The organism is Caballeronia sp. dw_19 (genome assembly GCF_018449515.1).
Taxonomy (GTDB): domain Bacteria; phylum Pseudomonadota; class Gammaproteobacteria; order Burkholderiales; family Burkholderiaceae; genus Caballeronia.
In genome coordinates this window covers 1-15,398 of sequence record NZ_JAAVUQ010000021.1, presented here as the reverse complement: position 1 = coordinate 15,398, position 15,398 = coordinate 1, and the positions used below count along the sequence as shown (strand labels likewise).

At 62.0% G+C, this 15,398-nt stretch carries 13 protein-coding genes; 10 read left to right on the top strand and 3 right to left on the bottom strand.

Annotated features, from left to right (window positions below; genetic code table 11):
• Positions 1-6: 6 nt before the first annotated feature.
• Positions 7-891, bottom strand: coding sequence for an oxidoreductase (locus HB376_RS24750; protein WP_213766319.1), 885 nt, complete (start codon positions 889-891; stop codon positions 7-9).
• Positions 892-1,025: 134 nt separating this feature from the next.
• Positions 1,026-2,030 (bottom strand): aldo/keto reductase, encoded by a 1,005-nt coding sequence (locus tag HB376_RS24745; RefSeq protein ID WP_213766318.1) that lies wholly within the window; start codon positions 2,028-2,030, stop codon positions 1,026-1,028.
• Between the two features lie 116 nt (positions 2,031-2,146).
• On the opposite strand from HB376_RS24745, the gene HB376_RS24740 reads away from it, so the two are divergent.
• Complete coding sequence (locus tag HB376_RS24740; RefSeq protein ID WP_213766316.1) at positions 2,147-3,037, top strand: LysR substrate-binding domain-containing protein; 891 nt, start codon at positions 2,147-2,149, stop codon at positions 3,035-3,037.
• Positions 3,038-3,052: 15 nt separating this feature from the next.
• On the opposite strand, the gene ltaE is transcribed toward HB376_RS24740, so the two are convergent.
• Positions 3,053-4,084, bottom strand: a complete 1,032-nt coding sequence (gene ltaE / locus HB376_RS24735) for a low-specificity L-threonine aldolase (RefSeq protein WP_213766315.1) — start codon at positions 4,082-4,084, stop codon at positions 3,053-3,055.
• Between the two features lie 598 nt (positions 4,085-4,682).
• On the opposite strand from ltaE, the gene HB376_RS24730 reads away from it, so the two are divergent.
• The 9 genes from HB376_RS24730 (at position 4,683) to HB376_RS24690 (ending at position 15,207) form a co-directional block, all read left to right on the top strand.
• Positions 4,683-5,894 carry an AAA family ATPase gene (locus HB376_RS24730; RefSeq protein ID WP_213766314.1) on the top strand — a complete coding sequence of 404 codons (1,212 nt, stop codon included), beginning with the start codon at positions 4,683-4,685 and terminating at the stop codon, positions 5,892-5,894.
• A gap of 127 nt (positions 5,895-6,021) precedes the next feature.
• Positions 6,022-7,752 (top strand): cobalamin biosynthesis protein CobT, encoded by a 1,731-nt coding sequence (locus HB376_RS24725; protein ID WP_346730572.1) that lies wholly within the window; start codon positions 6,022-6,024, stop codon positions 7,750-7,752.
• Positions 7,753-7,853: 101 nt separating this feature from the next.
• The gene (locus HB376_RS24720) at positions 7,854-8,372 is read left to right on the top strand and encodes a MarR family transcriptional regulator (RefSeq protein ID WP_213766312.1); all 519 of its coding nucleotides are present in this window, start codon (positions 7,854-7,856) and stop codon (positions 8,370-8,372) included.
• A gap of 6 nt (positions 8,373-8,378) precedes the next feature.
• Entirely contained in the window at positions 8,379-10,508 is a 2,130-nt protein-coding gene (locus HB376_RS24715; protein WP_213766310.1) for an FUSC family protein, read from the top strand.
• A 40-nt stretch (positions 10,509-10,548) separates the two neighbouring features.
• A complete protein-coding gene (locus HB376_RS24710; protein ID WP_165104258.1) occupies positions 10,549-10,758 on the top strand; it encodes a DUF1656 domain-containing protein in 210 nt (69 codons plus the stop codon).
• Positions 10,759-10,765: 7 nt separating this feature from the next.
• Positions 10,766-11,812 carry an efflux RND transporter periplasmic adaptor subunit gene (locus HB376_RS24705; protein WP_213766308.1) on the top strand — a complete coding sequence of 349 codons (1,047 nt, stop codon included), beginning with the start codon at positions 10,766-10,768 and terminating at the stop codon, positions 11,810-11,812.
• 2 nt (positions 11,813-11,814) lie between these two features.
• The gene (locus HB376_RS24700; RefSeq protein WP_255631559.1) at positions 11,815-13,305 is read left to right on the top strand and encodes an efflux transporter outer membrane subunit; all 1,491 of its coding nucleotides are present in this window, start codon (positions 11,815-11,817) and stop codon (positions 13,303-13,305) included.
• Positions 13,306-13,440: 135 nt separating this feature from the next.
• Complete coding sequence (locus tag HB376_RS24695) at positions 13,441-14,025, top strand: TetR/AcrR family transcriptional regulator (RefSeq protein ID WP_213766306.1); 585 nt, start codon at positions 13,441-13,443, stop codon at positions 14,023-14,025.
• 117 nt (positions 14,026-14,142) lie between these two features.
• Positions 14,143-15,207, top strand: a complete 1,065-nt coding sequence (locus HB376_RS24690; protein WP_213766305.1) for a putative zinc-binding metallopeptidase — start codon at positions 14,143-14,145, stop codon at positions 15,205-15,207.
• The last annotated feature ends 191 nt before the right edge of the window (positions 15,208-15,398 follow it).

Sequence of the window (15,398 nt, the reverse complement as noted above, 5' to 3'; positions counted from 1 at the left end):
CCCTTTTCAGTCCTTTACCGGCTGCTTCACGATCGCGAGTTTATCGATCAACCCGCGCCATTCGGTGGCATCGCTGGCGTCGGTCGACAAACTCACGTGACGCCACTTGGCGTCCATCGCGCCGCGCGCTTCATGCACCTGTCCTGCGATATGCACCGCGTCGCTGCCGAGCAGCAAACGCAGCGGCGGTTCGTCCAGTCCCGCTATGCCGAGGATTGCTTGCGCCGCTTTCACCGGATCGCCGACTGGCTTATGCGACGCGCGGTATTCGAGCAAGGGCGCAATGCTCGCGGCGTAATCAGGGCCGGGCGCGTGGATGGTCATCGACGAACCGGCCCAATCCGTGCGAAAGCCGCCCGGCTCCACGATCGTCACCTTGATCCCAAGCGGCGCAACTTCCTTCGACAACACCTCGGAGAATCCCTCCACGGCCCATTTCGCTGATTGATACGCGGCAAGGCCAGGTGAACCGACGCGTCCGCCTATCGATGAAATCTGGATGATATGGCCGCTGCGCTGCGTGCGCAGGACCGGCAACGCGGCGCGCGTCACGTTGACGACGCCGTAGAAATTGGTTTCCATCTGCGCGCGGAAATCGGCGTCGTCGCCTTCCTCGATCGACGCGATGTTGCCGTAACCCGCATTGTTGACGACGACATCCAGACGGCCGAAAGATGCCACGGCCTGCTGCACGGCAGCCCGTGCCGAGGCGGGGTCGGTCACATCGAGCGCGACGGCGCGCACGCGCTCGCCGTACTGCTCCACGAGCGCGGCGAGATCGTCGGGACGGCGCGCGGTCGCGACCAGACGATGACCCGCGGCCAGGACGGCCTTCGCCAATTCATGGCCGATGCCGCGAGAACTGCCCGTAATAAACCAGACTGAAGACATGAGCGTGATTCCTTTAACAGTGAACGATGAGTGCTGCGTCCACCGGATTCTAGGAGCGCGCTCTCCGCAACACTAATCCGATCGCGCCAACTTGCAATCGGATCGCGCCAATGCCTTGAGTCTGACCGGGGCAATTATCCGTGACGAACTTCGCTGTCGAGATGGGCCATTTGCGCGGCAGCGTAACGGTCACCGGCTGCGGCGCCCTTCGGCACAGCGTATTCGATTGCACTGAGATCATCCGGCGTCAGCATGACATCCAGTGCCCCCAGTGCTTCCGTCAACCGGTCCCGCCGCCGTGCGCCAACCAGCGGCACGATATCCGCGCCCTGCGCCGCGACCCACGCAATCGCGATCTGCGCCACCGACACGCCCTTCGCTTCCGCAATCCGCCGCAACGCTTCGACCAGTTGCAGGTTGCGTTCCGCGTTTTCGCCCTGAAAACGCGGGCTGTGCGCGCGGAAATCGTTGCCGGCCAGATTTTGCGCCGCCTGCCAATGGCCGCTGATCAGTCCTCGCGACAACACGCCGTAAGCCGTCACGCCAATCCCGAGTTCGCGGCACGTCGAGAGAATATCGCCTTCGATACCCCGTGAAATCAGCGAATACTCGATCTGCAGATCAGCGATTGGGTGTACCGCAGCCGCGCGCCGGATAGTCTCGGCGCCCACCTCGGACAGCCCGACGTGACGCACATAACCTGCCTTTACCATCTCGGCAATCGCGCCCACGGTGTCTTCAATCGGCACATTGGGATCGAGTCGCGCCGGCCGATAGATATCGATGTAATCCACCCCGAGACGCTGCATCGAGTACGTCAGGAAATTTTTCACAGCGGCCGGCCTCGCGTCATAACCGACCCAGCCGCCGGCCGGATCGCGCAGCGCGCCGAATTTCACGCTGATGATGGCGGCGTCGCGTTTCGTGCCCTTGAGCGCTTCGCCGATCAACGCTTCGTTGTGGCCGCTGCCGTAGAAATCGCCGGTATCGAGCAGGTTGATGCCGGCATCGAGCGCCGCGTGAATCGTGGCGATGCTTTCGCTCCGGTCGGCCGGTCCGTACATGCCGGACATGCCCATGCAGCCAAGTCCGAGTGCCGATACACGCGGTCCGGTCGCGCCGAGTTGCAGATGGTTCATGTGAAGTCTCCAGGAGTCTGGCGTCGCGTGATTGCGAGCGTTGATGAGAGTATGAGAGGCGATTTGTCGTGCGACAATCCGGCCTTCACAGCACGGGCTGTACGAAAAAACGCACAATGAACGATCCCGATCTCTCCGATCTCAGCGCCTTCGTGGCCATCACCGAGGTACGCAGTTTCAGGGCCGCGGCGCGTTTGCGCGGGGTATCGGCTTCCGCGCTGAGCGAAGCGATTCGCCGGCTTGAAGCGCGGCTCGGCGTGCGTTTGCTGAACCGCACCACCCGCAGCGTCACGGTGACGGAAGCCGGCCAGCGTCTGCTGGAACGGCTCGCGCCGGCGCTCGGCGAGATTGCCGGCGCGCTCGACGCGATCAACAGTTTCCGCGACAGCCCGACCGGCACTTTGCGACTGAACGTGCCGACTATCGTGGCGATGCACGTGCTGCCGCCCATCGTCGCGCGCTTTCTCGCCGCGCATCCGGGGATCACGCTGGAGGTGGTGTCGAACGATACGTTTATCGACGTGCTGGCAGCAGGTTTCGATGCCGGCATCCGCTACGACGAGCGCCTGGAGCGCGACATGATCGCCGTGCCGATCGGCCCGCGCACGCAGCATTTCGTGGCGGCGGGCGCGCCGGCGTATTTTGCGGCGCACGGATGGCCTGAACACCCTCGCGATTTGCTGGAGCACGCGTGCATCGGGCATCGGTTTGCGAGCGGCGTGCTGGCGGCGTGGCGCTTCGAGCGTGCTGGCGAAGAGGTTCGATTCACGCCGAATGGGCCGCTGGTGGCGTCGGTGATGGAGCTTGAAGTCGGCGCCGCGACAGCGGGCCTGGGGATGATCTATACGTTCGAGGAATTCTTGCGGCCGGCGATACAAAGCGGCGCACTCGTGCCCGTGCTGCACGAGTGGTGGGAGAGTTTTTCAGGGCCGTTTCTGTACTACCAGAGCCGCACGCACATGCCCGCGCCGCTGCGCGCGTTCATCGACTTCATCAAGGAGGATTGAACGCGCGTGCGGCAATTAGCGTTCCGAGAAAAACGCCCGGACCGCGGCCAGCGCGTTTTCAACCGCAGCACTGTCCACGTCCAGATGCGTGACCCAGCGCTGTTTCGTCGCGCTGTAGGCCGACGTAATGCCAATCCCGCGCGCCGCCAGATGCTCCTTGAAGTCAGCGGCAATCGTGCTGTCCACTTCCACGAACACGATGTTCGTGTCCGGCATCGTGACCTTTAGCTGCTCGTAGGCGACCAAGCCCTTAGCCAGAGTGGCCGCGTTGGCGTGGTCATCGGCGAGACGCCTCACGTTATGCTCCAGCGCGTAAAGCCCGGCCGCCGCGAGAATGCCGACCTGCCGCAAACCGCCGCCCACCATCTTGCGCGTGCGCCGCGCCTTCGCGATTAACTGCTCGCTGCCGACCAGCACCGAGCCGACCGGCGCACCCAATCCCTTCGATAAACACACCGACACCGTATCGAAGGACCGCGTCAGCGTGGCAACGGGCGTATTCAACACCGTGGCCGCATTGAAGATCCGGGCACCGTCCAGATGCGTAGCAAGACCGTGCCGACGAGCCAGCGCCGTCGCCGCTTCCATGTACTCCCGCGACAAAACTTTCCCGCCAATCGTGTTCTCCAGTGCCAGCAGTCGCGTGCGCGCGTAATGCGAATCGTCGGGCTTGATCGAGTCCTCGATCTCCGCCAGCAGCAAGGAACCGTCTGCCTGATTGTTCAACGGTTGCGGCTGGATGCTCCCCAGCACCGCCGCGCCGCCCGCTTCCCAGCGATAGCAATGCGCCTGCTGCCCGACGATGTACTCGTCGCCACGTTCGCAATGCGCCATCAGCGCGACCAGATTCGATTGCGTACCCGAGGTCAGGAACACCGCCGCTTCCTTGCCAAAACGCTCGGCCATCACGGCTTCCAGTTGCGTGACGGTGGGATCGTCGCGGAAGACATCGTCGCCAACTTCCGCCGATGCCATCGCCGCGCGCATGGCCGGGCTGGGTCGCGTGACAGTGTCGGAACGGAAATCGTGCTGGATCGGTGTGCTCATTGCTGCTCCTGATGGGTGGAGCGGGTATTTTGCCATCGTGAGGAGGCAAAGGTGGCGCAGCGTACGTTGAAAGATCAAGGTTGTACGCGCGGGAGTTCATTGGGTTTCGAGATCGGGAACGGGGGTTTGGTGCTTAATTTCTTGATTTAATCGTTCAAAATCATATAGATAGGGTAGATAATTGATCTAAAACTTAAATAAATATAATTTTATTAACAAAATCAATTGGTTAGATGGAATTTCTTCAGTTAAGCAGGAGCATGAGGAATGTTTGATAAAGCACTTCAGGAAGCTACCCCTATAAAACAAATTTTTCTTTCTAAAACATAGGCTTATGGAGCTTTTCTAAACTAATTTCTAATTTTTAGAAATACCCGAAAAATTTTTCGCAAAATCCATTAACTATCAACAACTTACACAAACTATTTAAATCACTTTGTCGGTTAAATTATCGCCGAGAATCATCCACTGTTCCAGCCCTAAAAATTCCCTTGGTGTGCATCCCCAAACCGCTCCATCACGCAGACTCCCACCCTCGACCGTGTAAAGTTTCAAACATTCCGCCTTACCCATTCACCCTGCCAACGCCTGCAAGCCAATGAACGCGCCCGAACCGAAGTTGCAAGACGATCCTCACATTGGCCGCTATGAGCGCTCGACGGGACAGGCCGCCGAGTGGTGGCAAGTGACGCTCTCCGATCGGCCGCAGATGTATCGGATCGAACATGGATACGACGACGGACCTGCCAATATCGATACGGTCGTTGACCTGGAAAACCTCAAGTCGAAGTTGCAAAAGTGGCATCGGGAGGGGTTTTTTCGACCCAACGATCCGGCGCTCGCACCGCTGCCCGCGCAAGGACGAACCGGCTTCCTGAAAGAACTCCGGCACGCCGTTCGCCAAACGCCTCAAGCTGCGAATCCGGATTCAAGCGAAGCAACAACGACGATCGGCCCGGTGGACATGCCTGTCGGCCAGCCTGGTCCGCTCGTGCCGCGCCTGAACCCTGCCTATCTCTTTCCCGAGCGTTTCGGCGACATCCTCCAGGACATCGTGGAGAACCGGCGCGTGCTGCTGATCGGCCATACCGGCGCGGGAAAAACGAGCCTGATCGAGCAGGTCGCGGCGCGTTCGCAACACGGCGTGCTGCGGGCGAATATGAACGGCCAGACGACCATCGGCGATTTCGTGGGTTTCTGGACGGTGAAAGGCGGTGAAACGCTCTGGGTGGACGGCGTGCTGCCGACAGCCATGCGCGAAGGCCTGTGGCTTGTAGTCGATGAAATCGACTTCGCCGAGCCCTCGATTCTCGCCGTTCTCACCGCCGTTCTCGAACCTCATGGCCGCTTGTTGCTGAAGGAAAAAGGCAACGAACTGGTGGCGCCGCATCCGTCCTTCCGGCTCTTCGCAACCGCAAACGCGGTCGGAGCCATGAGCGTTTATCGGCATCTGTATCAGGGCGCCAACCTGATGAACGAGGCGTTTCTTGATCGCTGGCGCGTGTATCTGATGAATTACCTGTCGCCCGAGGAGGAGGCGGAAGTGTTGATGCGCACGCTTGGCGGACGCTTCACGCGGCCGATGGCGCAAACGCTCGCGGCCATTGCCGCCGATTGCCGCGCAGCGTTCGCCCGCGAAGATCTGGCAAGCGCGTTCTCGACGCGACGCCTGCTCGACTGGGCCGACCTGATGCTGCGCTCCGGCGACCCGGAGCGCGCCGCCGGCCCGGCGATCTACGCGAAAGTAAGCGCCGAGGACGCCGCGCTGATCCGCAGCATCATCCGGCATCACATTGCGTTTGAAGAATGAACGACGCGTTTATGCTTGATCAAGCCCGCTTTGCGCGATGCTCCCCGACCATCAGCACGGTTTTCACGTCGGCCGACATGGAAAACAGCGAGAAGCGCAACGCCACCGCGTTTTACCGGTAACCGATGTGGCCGCCTCCGACCTGACCCATTCCGACACGACGCAAACCATGCTCGGCAAGATGGCGCGCGTGCTGACGGGCCGATACGGCGTGACGGTATCGTTCGATACATCCGGGCCTCGCGTCGAACGTGATCGGATCGTGTTGCCGGAGCTTTCCGGTGCAGTCGATCTGGACGCGCTCACCGGCCAGCTCGACTTGCTGGTGGCCCGTTCGAAGTATTCCACCCTCAGTGAAATCAGCGCGCTCAATTCGGGCGTCACTCAGCGCATTGCACAATCGATCGAAGACCGGCGCGTCTGTGAGCGGCTATTCAGTGACTATCCGGGTGCGCGCAGATTTGTCGGGAAACTGCGAGAACAAACGGCGCGGAACACACATGAACGCTGGCCGACCCTGGCCTGGCGCGACAAGCTGATCTGGTTTATCGAACGCGCGCTCTGGGACGAAGCGCCGGACGTGAGCGAACGAACTCCGGCCCTCATCGCCACGCTCGGCGCCGTGAGCGAGCTGCTTCAGACCTCCCGTGCCAGCCGCTCGACTCTTGAAAGCGTGGTGGGCGCGCGAGCGCTCGTGGCACGGATCAGGTCGCTGGCAGCCGGCGATGTGAACACCATGATGTTTACCGCCGACGCCGACGAAGCGCTGGACGCCGAGCAGGTATCGGGCGATCCGGATGCATTGGATGCGGCGTCGCAGGAAATGTCCGACGCAGCCTCCTCCGATGCCGCCAGCATCGCCCAAGCGCCGTCGGACGCGAGCGCAGAGGCGTCGGAAGCACGCTCGCCCGCCGCGCCGATGACCTTCGATATCGACATGATCGATGGCCGACCTCGCCGTTCCATTCCGCTCACGACCGAATTCGATCTCATCACCGACCTCACCGGCTTAGGCGACGCCGCCGCGTGGCGCAACCTGCGCGCGCTCGCACGCGCGGAAACCGCGCCGCTAACCGCGCGCCTTGAACGTGCGCTGAAAGCCGATGAACAGACGCACTGGAAACGCGAACAGGAACGCGGGGAAATTGACCGGCCGGCGCTGGCGAAGCTGGTTGTATCGCCGGGATACCGCACGCCGTTTCGCGTCAAACGAACGACCGAAGGCCGGGACGCCGCCGTCACATTGCTGATTGACCGCAGCGGCTCCATGGCCGGCGAAAAGATTGCGCTCGCCCGACTCTGCGCCGCTGCGCTCTGCGACGCGTTGATGCAGCTTTCGTTCAAGTGCGAAGTGCTTGGCTACAGCTCGGTCGAATCGCCGGAAATGCGAGCACTTTATGAGCAGAAGCTGGCTGAAGGTGTGGATGTGAACCGTTTCAACCGGCGCGTCGAACGGCTCGATCTACAGATTTACAAGCGCTTCGGTTCGAACAATCCGGCAGGTTTGAGCGCAATTGATTGCGGTCACGAGAATCCGGACGGCGAGGCGCTGGCGTGGGCAGCCGAACGTCTGGCTGCACAACGCGCCGGCAGGCGCATCCTGATGGTGCTATCCGACGGCTACCCCGCCACGGGCGACGGTCACCCCGTGATATTGCGGACCGACCTGCGGGCGCGCATCGACGAGATCACAAACGCGGGGATAGAACTGATTGGCATCGGACTTCTCGACGACGCCGTAGAAAAGTTTTATGCGCATAACATTGTTGTGCGCAAACTTGACGAACTCCCCACGATGGCGTTCACGGTGCTTAGCCAACTCCTGCTCAAGCGCGGCTACAGGCATGACAGGCACTAAGCCGCTCTTTTACCCACCCCACCGCGCTCCAGGCTCATCCCGCCCCAAAAAATTAATTCAATAGCTTGCTAACGAATTGTCGTCGAAATACAATGCGCGCCATGCCAACAATCGATGTCCTCCGTCAATCCGTCAGCAGCGCGCTCGTGATCGCCTCCCGCCAGTGGCGGCGCACGAGCCACGACGTAATCGCGGCCTATAACGTCTCGGAAGCCTGCGCGACGCCGCTGCTGATCGCGGCGCGGCTTGATGCGCCTATCCGGCAAGTTGCACTCGCCGAGTTGACGGGAATCGAAGGGCCGTCGCTGGTGCGTCTGCTCGATCAGTTGTGCGCGGCCAACCTGGTGCGACGCGACGAAGATCCCGACGATCGGCGCGCGAAAATCATCTCCCTCACCGACGAAGGCCGGTCGGTCACCGCCAAGATCGAGAAAGAACTGGTCGGACTGCGCGCCGGCGTGCTGAACGATGTGAGCCGGGAAGACCTGGAAGCGACCCTGAGGGTATTCGCTGCGTTTAAACTTGGCGCGTCCAGTCAAACTCAGCAAGATCCGTCGCAAGCTCCAACACACGTGTCGCCCCAAGGCACGGCCGGCACCGATACGGAAGAAGGCGTCTAGCGCACCATGATGTACCCCACTTCGCGCGACTGGATATTTTCGGTCAAGACCTTCGCGGCATCCATGCTGGCGCTGTATATCGGCCTCAAGCTGGAGCTGCCGCGCCCTTACTGGGCCATGGCGACGGTTTATATCGTGTCGAATCCGTTCGTCGGCGCGACGCGTTCCAAGGCGCTGTATCGCGCGCTCGGCACCATGATCGGCGCATCGGCTGCCGTGCTGTTCGTGCCGCCCTTCGTGGAGTCGCCCTACCTTTTTAGCGCGGTGGTCGCGTTATGGACGGGCACGCTGCTGCTTCTCGCCATCTCGGACCGCACCGCGCGCAGCTATGTGTTCATGCTGGCCGCCTACACCATGCCGTTGATCGCACTGCCCTCCGTGATGAACCCGGCGGGGATCTTTGATCTCGCGGTATCGCGGACCGAGGAGATCGTGCTCGGGATCGTGTGCGCCAGCGTGGTCGGCAGCGCCATCTTGCCGAGCCGTCTCGCGCCTACGCTGATCGAACGGACCGACGCCTGGTTCCGAGACGCCGCGTTCTATGCCAAAGAGACGCTCTCAGGGCGCGTGGGTGGCAAGACCATCTCGGCGTGCCGGCAACGGCTCGCGGTCACCGTCAACGCGCTCGAATTCCTGCTGAGCCAGCTTGCCTACGACCACACCCGGCCCGACGTGCTCGCGCGGGCGCAGGCGTTGCGCGGGCGGATGCAATTGCTGATGCCGATCATGTCAGCGATCAGCGACCCGCTGGCCGCGTTGTTCAACGGCCAGAAACCGCCGCCACCGGGTCTCGAGCCGCTACTCGCCGATATCGTTACATGGTTCGACGAACCGCTGTCCGCGCGCACCGATACAGCGTCGTCCATCAATGCCAATAACGACCCCAAGGCCGACGCGCTGCGCGGCCGGATCGCTGGCCTGCAACCGGACGCGGACGCTCTGCGGACCTGGGACGGCGCGCTGTTGTCGAACACCCTGTGGCGCTTGAAGCAACTGGTCGATGTCTGGCAGGATTGCCGCGCGCTGCGCGTGATCATCACGAACGAACAAGGCAGCTGGCGGCCCCGTTACCGGCACTGGCGGCTTGGCGGCACGCAGCAGTACTTCGATCGCGGCATGCTGTTGTTTTCGGCGGGCTCGGTCGTGCTGGCCATTTTCATCGCGTCGAGCCTCTGGATTGCATCCGGCTGGAACGACGGCGCGGGCGCGGTCACGCTGGCCGCGGTGGCGTGCTGTTTCTTCGCCGCCCTCGATGAACCCGCGCCCCAGGTGTTCTCGTTTTTTATCTACACCTGTCTTGCCGTGGTGCTCGCGGGGCTGTATCTATTCGTCATCCTGCCGACGGTGCACGACTTCCCCATGCTCGTGATCATGTTCGCGGTCCCCTTCATCCTGATCGGCACGCTGATTCCGCGGCCGCAATTCAACCTCGCGACCATGCTCACGGCCGTGAATACCGCCACGTTCATCAGCATCCAGGGCACCTACGATGCGAACTTCCTGACCTTCATGAACAGCAATCTGGCTGGCCCGGCGGGTTTGTTATTCGCGTTCGTCTGGACCCGCGTGACCCGGCCTTTCGGCGCTGAACTGGCCGCGGCCCGGCTGATCCGGTCGGGCTGGCGCGACGTGGCGTTGAGCGCGTCGACCCGGCCCGTCGATGACCAGAAAAATCTCACCGCGCGCATGATCGACCGTCTCATGCAGATCATCCCGCGTCTCGCCGCCAGCGACGACCAGCGTCATCCGTCCATCGAGAGTTTTCGCGATCTGCGCATTGCTTTCAACTCGCTCGATCTGCGGCGTCTGCGGCGCCGTCTGCACGACAGTGATCTCGCGTCGGTCGATGGTGTGCTGGAAGGTGTGCGCGCGTATTTCCAGCAATGCGTGGAGCGCGGCGCGCGTCAGCCGGTGCCGGCGAGCCTGGAGGCGGCTATCGACGCAGCACTGGATCGCATCACAAGGCGCGGCGGTGCGGTGCAGGCCGAAGCGGCGGCCGAGGCGGCACAGCCGGACAAGACAGTCCCCGGACGCCAGATTCGTGACGCGTTACATGCGCTGGTGGGCATGCGTTTATCGCTGTTCCCGGATACGCTCGCGTCCGCGTTGCCGCCCCAACCGGAGCCTGCTGCATGACACGCCGCTCCTTCCACTCCTTTTTCCAGAGCACTCCGCGATGATCGGTGAAATCGATATCTACGGCGTGTTCCTGCCCGCCGTGCTGGTACTGATGCTGGTTTCGTACCTGCTCTGCCTGGTCGTTACGCGGGTGTTCGCTCGCGTCGGCCTGTACCGTTTCGTCTGGCATCGCTCCATTTTCGATCTCGCGATCTACGTGATCGTGCTCGGCATCGTTGTCATTGTTTCGCATCGGCTATTACCGTGAAATTATCGTGAAAAAAGCCTGGTTCTCCGTTGGACAAATTCTCTTTACGCTCGTCGTCGTGGCGATCGCCGCATTCGTGTTGTGGCGGCTGGTCGACTACTACATGTTCGCGCCCTGGACCCGCGACGGCCATGTGCGCGCCGACGTCGTGCAAGTCGCGCCCGACGTGGGCGGCCTGATCGTGAGCGTGAACGTGGTCGACAGCCAGCCGGTGAGCGCGGGCCAGGTGCTGTTTGTCATCGATCAGGCGCGTTATGAACTCGCGCTGCGCCAGGCACAGGCAACCGCCCAGCAACGGCGCGCGACCCTCGATCAGGCCCGCCGCGAAGATGCCCGCAACCGCACGCTCGGTGACCTCGTCGCGCGTGAAGTGACTGAAGAAAGCCAGTCGCGCGTGCAAACGGCGGAAGCGGCGCTGGCGGATGCCGATGTTGCCATCGATACCGCCCGGCTCAATTTGCAGCGCACGACGGTAGTGAGTCCCGTCGACGGTTATCTCAACGATCGCGCGCCGCGTACGGGCGAGTATGTGACGGCGGGACGCTCGGTGTTGTCGGTGGTGGACCTGCACTCGTTCCGTGTCGATGGGTATTTCGAAGAGACCAAGCTGCACGGGATCGATATCGGGCAATCGGTGGATATCAAGGTGATGGGCGAGACAAAAATCCTGCGGGGGCACGTGCAAAGCATCGTGGCGGGGATCGAGGATCGCGACCGGGTGCAGGGATCGAATCTGCTGCCGAACGTGAATCCGGCGTTCAGCTGGGTACGGCTCGCGCAGCGGATTCCGGTGCGGATCGCGCTGGATGAAGTGCCGGCGGACTTTCGCATGATCGCCGGACGCACGGCGACAGTATCGGTACGCGATATCACGCCGCTCGCTAAATCGAATACGGCGGGTTCGAATACACCCGGTGGCGCGAGCGGTGTCGTTGCTGCTTCAGGTGCCTCCGCTGCCGCTCCCGTGAGCGCCGCAAGCGGTGTCTCGCCGGTTAGCGGTATCGGCGCTGCGACTGCCTCCGCGCCGGGTGCAACGCCGGGTGCAAGTCAATGAAGATGCCGCGCGCTCTCGTCCTGACGCCGTTCGTGCTCGCGCTTGCCGCGTGTTTTACGGTCGGTCCTGACTATTCGGTACCGAAAGATGCCGTCGTCAATGCGCCTTTCGCCAACGCCCCGCTCGACGGCGCGGATGGCCAGTCGACGGTATCGAGCGGTCCGGTGCCAATGCATTGGTGGCGTCTTTACGACGACCCCGTCCTCGACGATCTGGTCCAGCAAGCCATGGCGTCGAACACGGATCTGCGCGTCGCCGCGGCCAATCTCGGCCGCTCGCGCGCCGCGCTCAGTGTCGCGCAGGCGCAAGGCGGCTTTTCGGGCGGTACGTCGGCTGCGTTCAAACGCGCGCAGGAATCGGCGGAGCAATACTTGATCTTTGAAAAGATCCCGGTCGCGAATGAAGGCGATATCGGCATCAACATTTCGTATGAGCTCGATCTGTTCGGCACGCTACGACGGGGCGTGGAAGCGGCGCGAGCAGACAGCGATGCAACCCAGGCCGCAGCCGATCTCGCGCGCATCACGGTGGTGGCAGATGTAGTACGGGCTTACGTGCAGAATTGCTCGGCGGCGGAAGAGCTTGGCATCGCACAGCGCTCGCTCGACTTGCAACGCCAGCGGGTGTCCGTATCGCGGCGCTTGCAGCAGGCGGGGCGCGGCAATGCGCCCGATGTCACGAGCGGCCAGACGCAAGTGGAAACGCTCTCGGCGAATATCCCGGTGTACACGGCACGCCGGCGGATCGCGCAATACCAGCTCGCCACGCTGCTGGCGCGTGCGCCCGCCGATCTGCCAAAGAGCGTGTTTGCCTGCAACAAGACGCCGGTGATTGCGCAGCCGCTGCCCGTCGGCGATGGCGCCGCGCTGTTGCGCCGGCGTCCCGACGTACGCGAGGCGGAACGAAAGCTTGCGGGATCGACAGCGAGGATCGGCGTGGCCACGGGTGCGCTGTTTCCAACGGTGACTCTCGGGGCATCGGCGGGGCTGACTGGGGTACTGGAGGATCTAGGCACGCAACCAACCGCACGTTGGGGCTTCGGTCCGTTGATCAGCTGGTCCTTCCCGGTGAACGGTCAGCGCGGCCGGATTCAAGAAGCGCAATACGGCGCCGATGCCGCGCTAGCCCAATTCGATGGCGTCGTGTTGAAGGCGCTGCGGGAAACGCAGTCCAGCCTCGCCACCTATGCCGCCGATTACACCCGCGCCGATGCATTGACGGCCGCGCAGAAATCAGCGGCTGAATCCGCCGATCAGACCCATCGTTTTTATGTCGCGGGGCGCGAATCGTTTATCGCGGATCTGGATGCGACGCGAACCCTGACATCGACGAATGGGCAGTTGGCTGCGGCGAGGGGACAGGTCGCGCTCGATCAGGTCAACCTGTTCCTCGCGCTGGGCGGCGGCTGGGAAATGGATCCGAACTCGGCCCCGGACCCGGCCAAGGCAGCCGCCGCGCCGGTGAGAACAAGTGCTGGCGCTCCGGGTCAATAAAGCGGATGGGCGAGTTCGTTGGCTGATGAGTTAGATCGTCATCCTATCTGTTGAAGCGGCTGGGTCACGCGGCAACTGTCTGCGCCGACGCACGAATTATAATCCGAGCGTCTCCTCACATTCCCCTACTTGCCCATGCGACGCATCCCCCAGCAAGAACGCGCCGAACGGCGGATGCAGGACATGCTGGCGGCGGCGGGCGCTGTCATCGCGGAACGCGGTTTCGATGCCGCCACCATGACCGAGATCGCCACGCGCGCCGGAACCTCCATTGGCGCGGTGTACCAGTACTTCCCCAACAAGAATGTGCTCGCCGTTGCGCTGCGTACCGAGTATGGGGACCGCATGGACCAACGCTGGAGCGCTTTGTCCGAGCAAGCCCGGATTGCGCCCACGCCCGATCTGGCTGCGCAACTGATCGACTTGATGACAGGGTTCATCAGCGAGCACCCTGCGTATTTGCCCTTGCTGGCGGCATCGATTCCGTCCGGCCGCAGCGACGACGACCGGCATCGGCTCCGCCAGCGCTTCGCCGAGTTGTTCGCGTATCGTCGCGAGGACCTGGCCGCAGCCGACGCCCTTCGCATCGCGGAAGTGCTGCTGCAGATCGTCAAAAGCCTGGCGCCGCTCTACCTGGCGGCGAAGCCAAAGGAGCGCCGTCTGCTCGTCGATGAATATAAAACGGTCGTGACCGCGTATCTGACAGAACGCGTAAGCTAGGTCTGAAGCCGTCCCTGGAGTCATTTTCCCGGCGGCATGCGGGTTGCTTCGAAGCACTTCCAGCGCGCATGTCCATACTAGGGGAACATGCGCCATGTACTTCGATACCCCCGGCCTATGAAAACTTTCCATTGCAATCATTGCAATCAGCTGGTGTTCTTCGAGAATTTTCGCTGCGAACGCTGCGAATCGCTGCTTGGTTTTATCCCGGAAATCGCTGAAATCAGCGCTTTCGAGGACATGGGCGACGGCCTCTGGCGCAGCCGGCACCCTGAACATCGAGACATCCTGTACAAGCGCTGTCATAACTACGAAGTCGAAAAAGTCTGCAACTGGATGGTTCCGGCCGACTCCACCGACCCGCTGTGTCACGCTTGCCGCCTGACGCACACCATTCCCAATCTGCGGGTGGCGAACCGCCGTTACTACTGGTTCAGGCTGGAAGCGGCCAAACGCCGCCTGCTCTACACGCTCGGTGCGCTGGGGCTGCGCGTGGAGTCGCGTCAGGTCAACCCGAAGACCGGGCTGCAGTTCAAATTCCTGGAAGACAAACGCGGTAAAAGAGTGCTGACCGGTCACGATAGAGGTCTGATCACCATGAATATCGCGGAAGCCGATGACGCGCAACGCGAACGCGTCCGGCTTGCGATGGGCGAGCCGTACCGGACTTTGCTCGGTCATTTCCGGCACGAGATTGGTCACTACTATTTCGATCGGCTGGTCGCCAATACGCCGTGGATCACGGGCTTTCGTAAACTATTCGGCGATGAGCGGGCGAATTATCGCGAGGCGCTGGCGAAGCATTACAAGGACGGAGCGCCGCCGAACTGGGGCAAATCGTTTGTCAGTGCGTACGCGACCACGCATCCGTGGGAGGATTGGGCGGAGACCTGGGCGCATTACCTGCATATCGTGGATACCGTCGATACCGCGATGGCCTGCGGCGTCGCGCTCATGCCGGGGAACTCGCTGGATCCTACGCTGGAGGCTAAGGCACCGCCGGGCGAAGCCACCTTCGATCATCTGATGAAACAGTGGTTTCCGCTTACCTATGCGTTAAACAGCCTGAATCGCAGTCTCGGCATGCCGGATGCGTATCCGTTCGCGCTCGCGCCACCCGTCGTGGAAAAACTGCGATTTGTGGATAAGGTGATCGCAGCTTCGGGGCATGCCGAGCGGTAGGTTCCTGGTTAATAGGCTATGGCGGGTTGTTAGGGTTCTGGGGTTAGTGGTCGGGGTCTATGCTGGGTTGCTAGGTTCTGGGGTTAGTGGTCAGAGTCAGTGCCGGGTTGCTGCTTTCAGTGTTAGTGGTCTGCGAGAGTCGGATTTTCTCTTTATCACTATTAGCCACTGTGCGTGGCGGCACGTCATTT

Bases quoted from the DNA above. Each gene is read 5' to 3' on its own strand.
- HB376_RS24750 (WP_213766319.1), bottom strand. From the start codon at position 891: ATGTCTTCAGTCTGGTTTATTACGGGCAGTTCTCGCGGCATCGGCCAT.
- HB376_RS24745 (WP_213766318.1), bottom strand. From the start codon at position 2,030: ATGAACCATCTGCAACTCGGCGCGACCGGACCGCGTGTATCGGCACTC.
- HB376_RS24740 (WP_213766316.1), top strand. From the start codon at position 2,147: ATGAACGATCCCGATCTCTCCGATCTCAGCGCCTTCGTGGCCATCACC.
- ltaE (WP_213766315.1), bottom strand. From the start codon at position 4,084: ATGAGCACACCGATCCAGCACGATTTCCGTTCCGACACTGTCACGCGA.
- HB376_RS24730 (WP_213766314.1), top strand. From the start codon at position 4,683: ATGAACGCGCCCGAACCGAAGTTGCAAGACGATCCTCACATTGGCCGC.
- HB376_RS24720 (WP_213766312.1), top strand. From the start codon at position 7,854: ATGCCAACAATCGATGTCCTCCGTCAATCCGTCAGCAGCGCGCTCGTG.
- HB376_RS24715 (WP_213766310.1), top strand. From the start codon at position 8,379: ATGATGTACCCCACTTCGCGCGACTGGATATTTTCGGTCAAGACCTTC.
- HB376_RS24710 (WP_165104258.1), top strand. From the start codon at position 10,549: ATGATCGGTGAAATCGATATCTACGGCGTGTTCCTGCCCGCCGTGCTG.
- HB376_RS24700 (WP_255631559.1), top strand. From the start codon at position 11,815: ATGCCGCGCGCTCTCGTCCTGACGCCGTTCGTGCTCGCGCTTGCCGCG.
- HB376_RS24695 (WP_213766306.1), top strand. From the start codon at position 13,441: ATGCGACGCATCCCCCAGCAAGAACGCGCCGAACGGCGGATGCAGGAC.
- HB376_RS24690 (WP_213766305.1), top strand. From the start codon at position 14,143: ATGAAAACTTTCCATTGCAATCATTGCAATCAGCTGGTGTTCTTCGAG.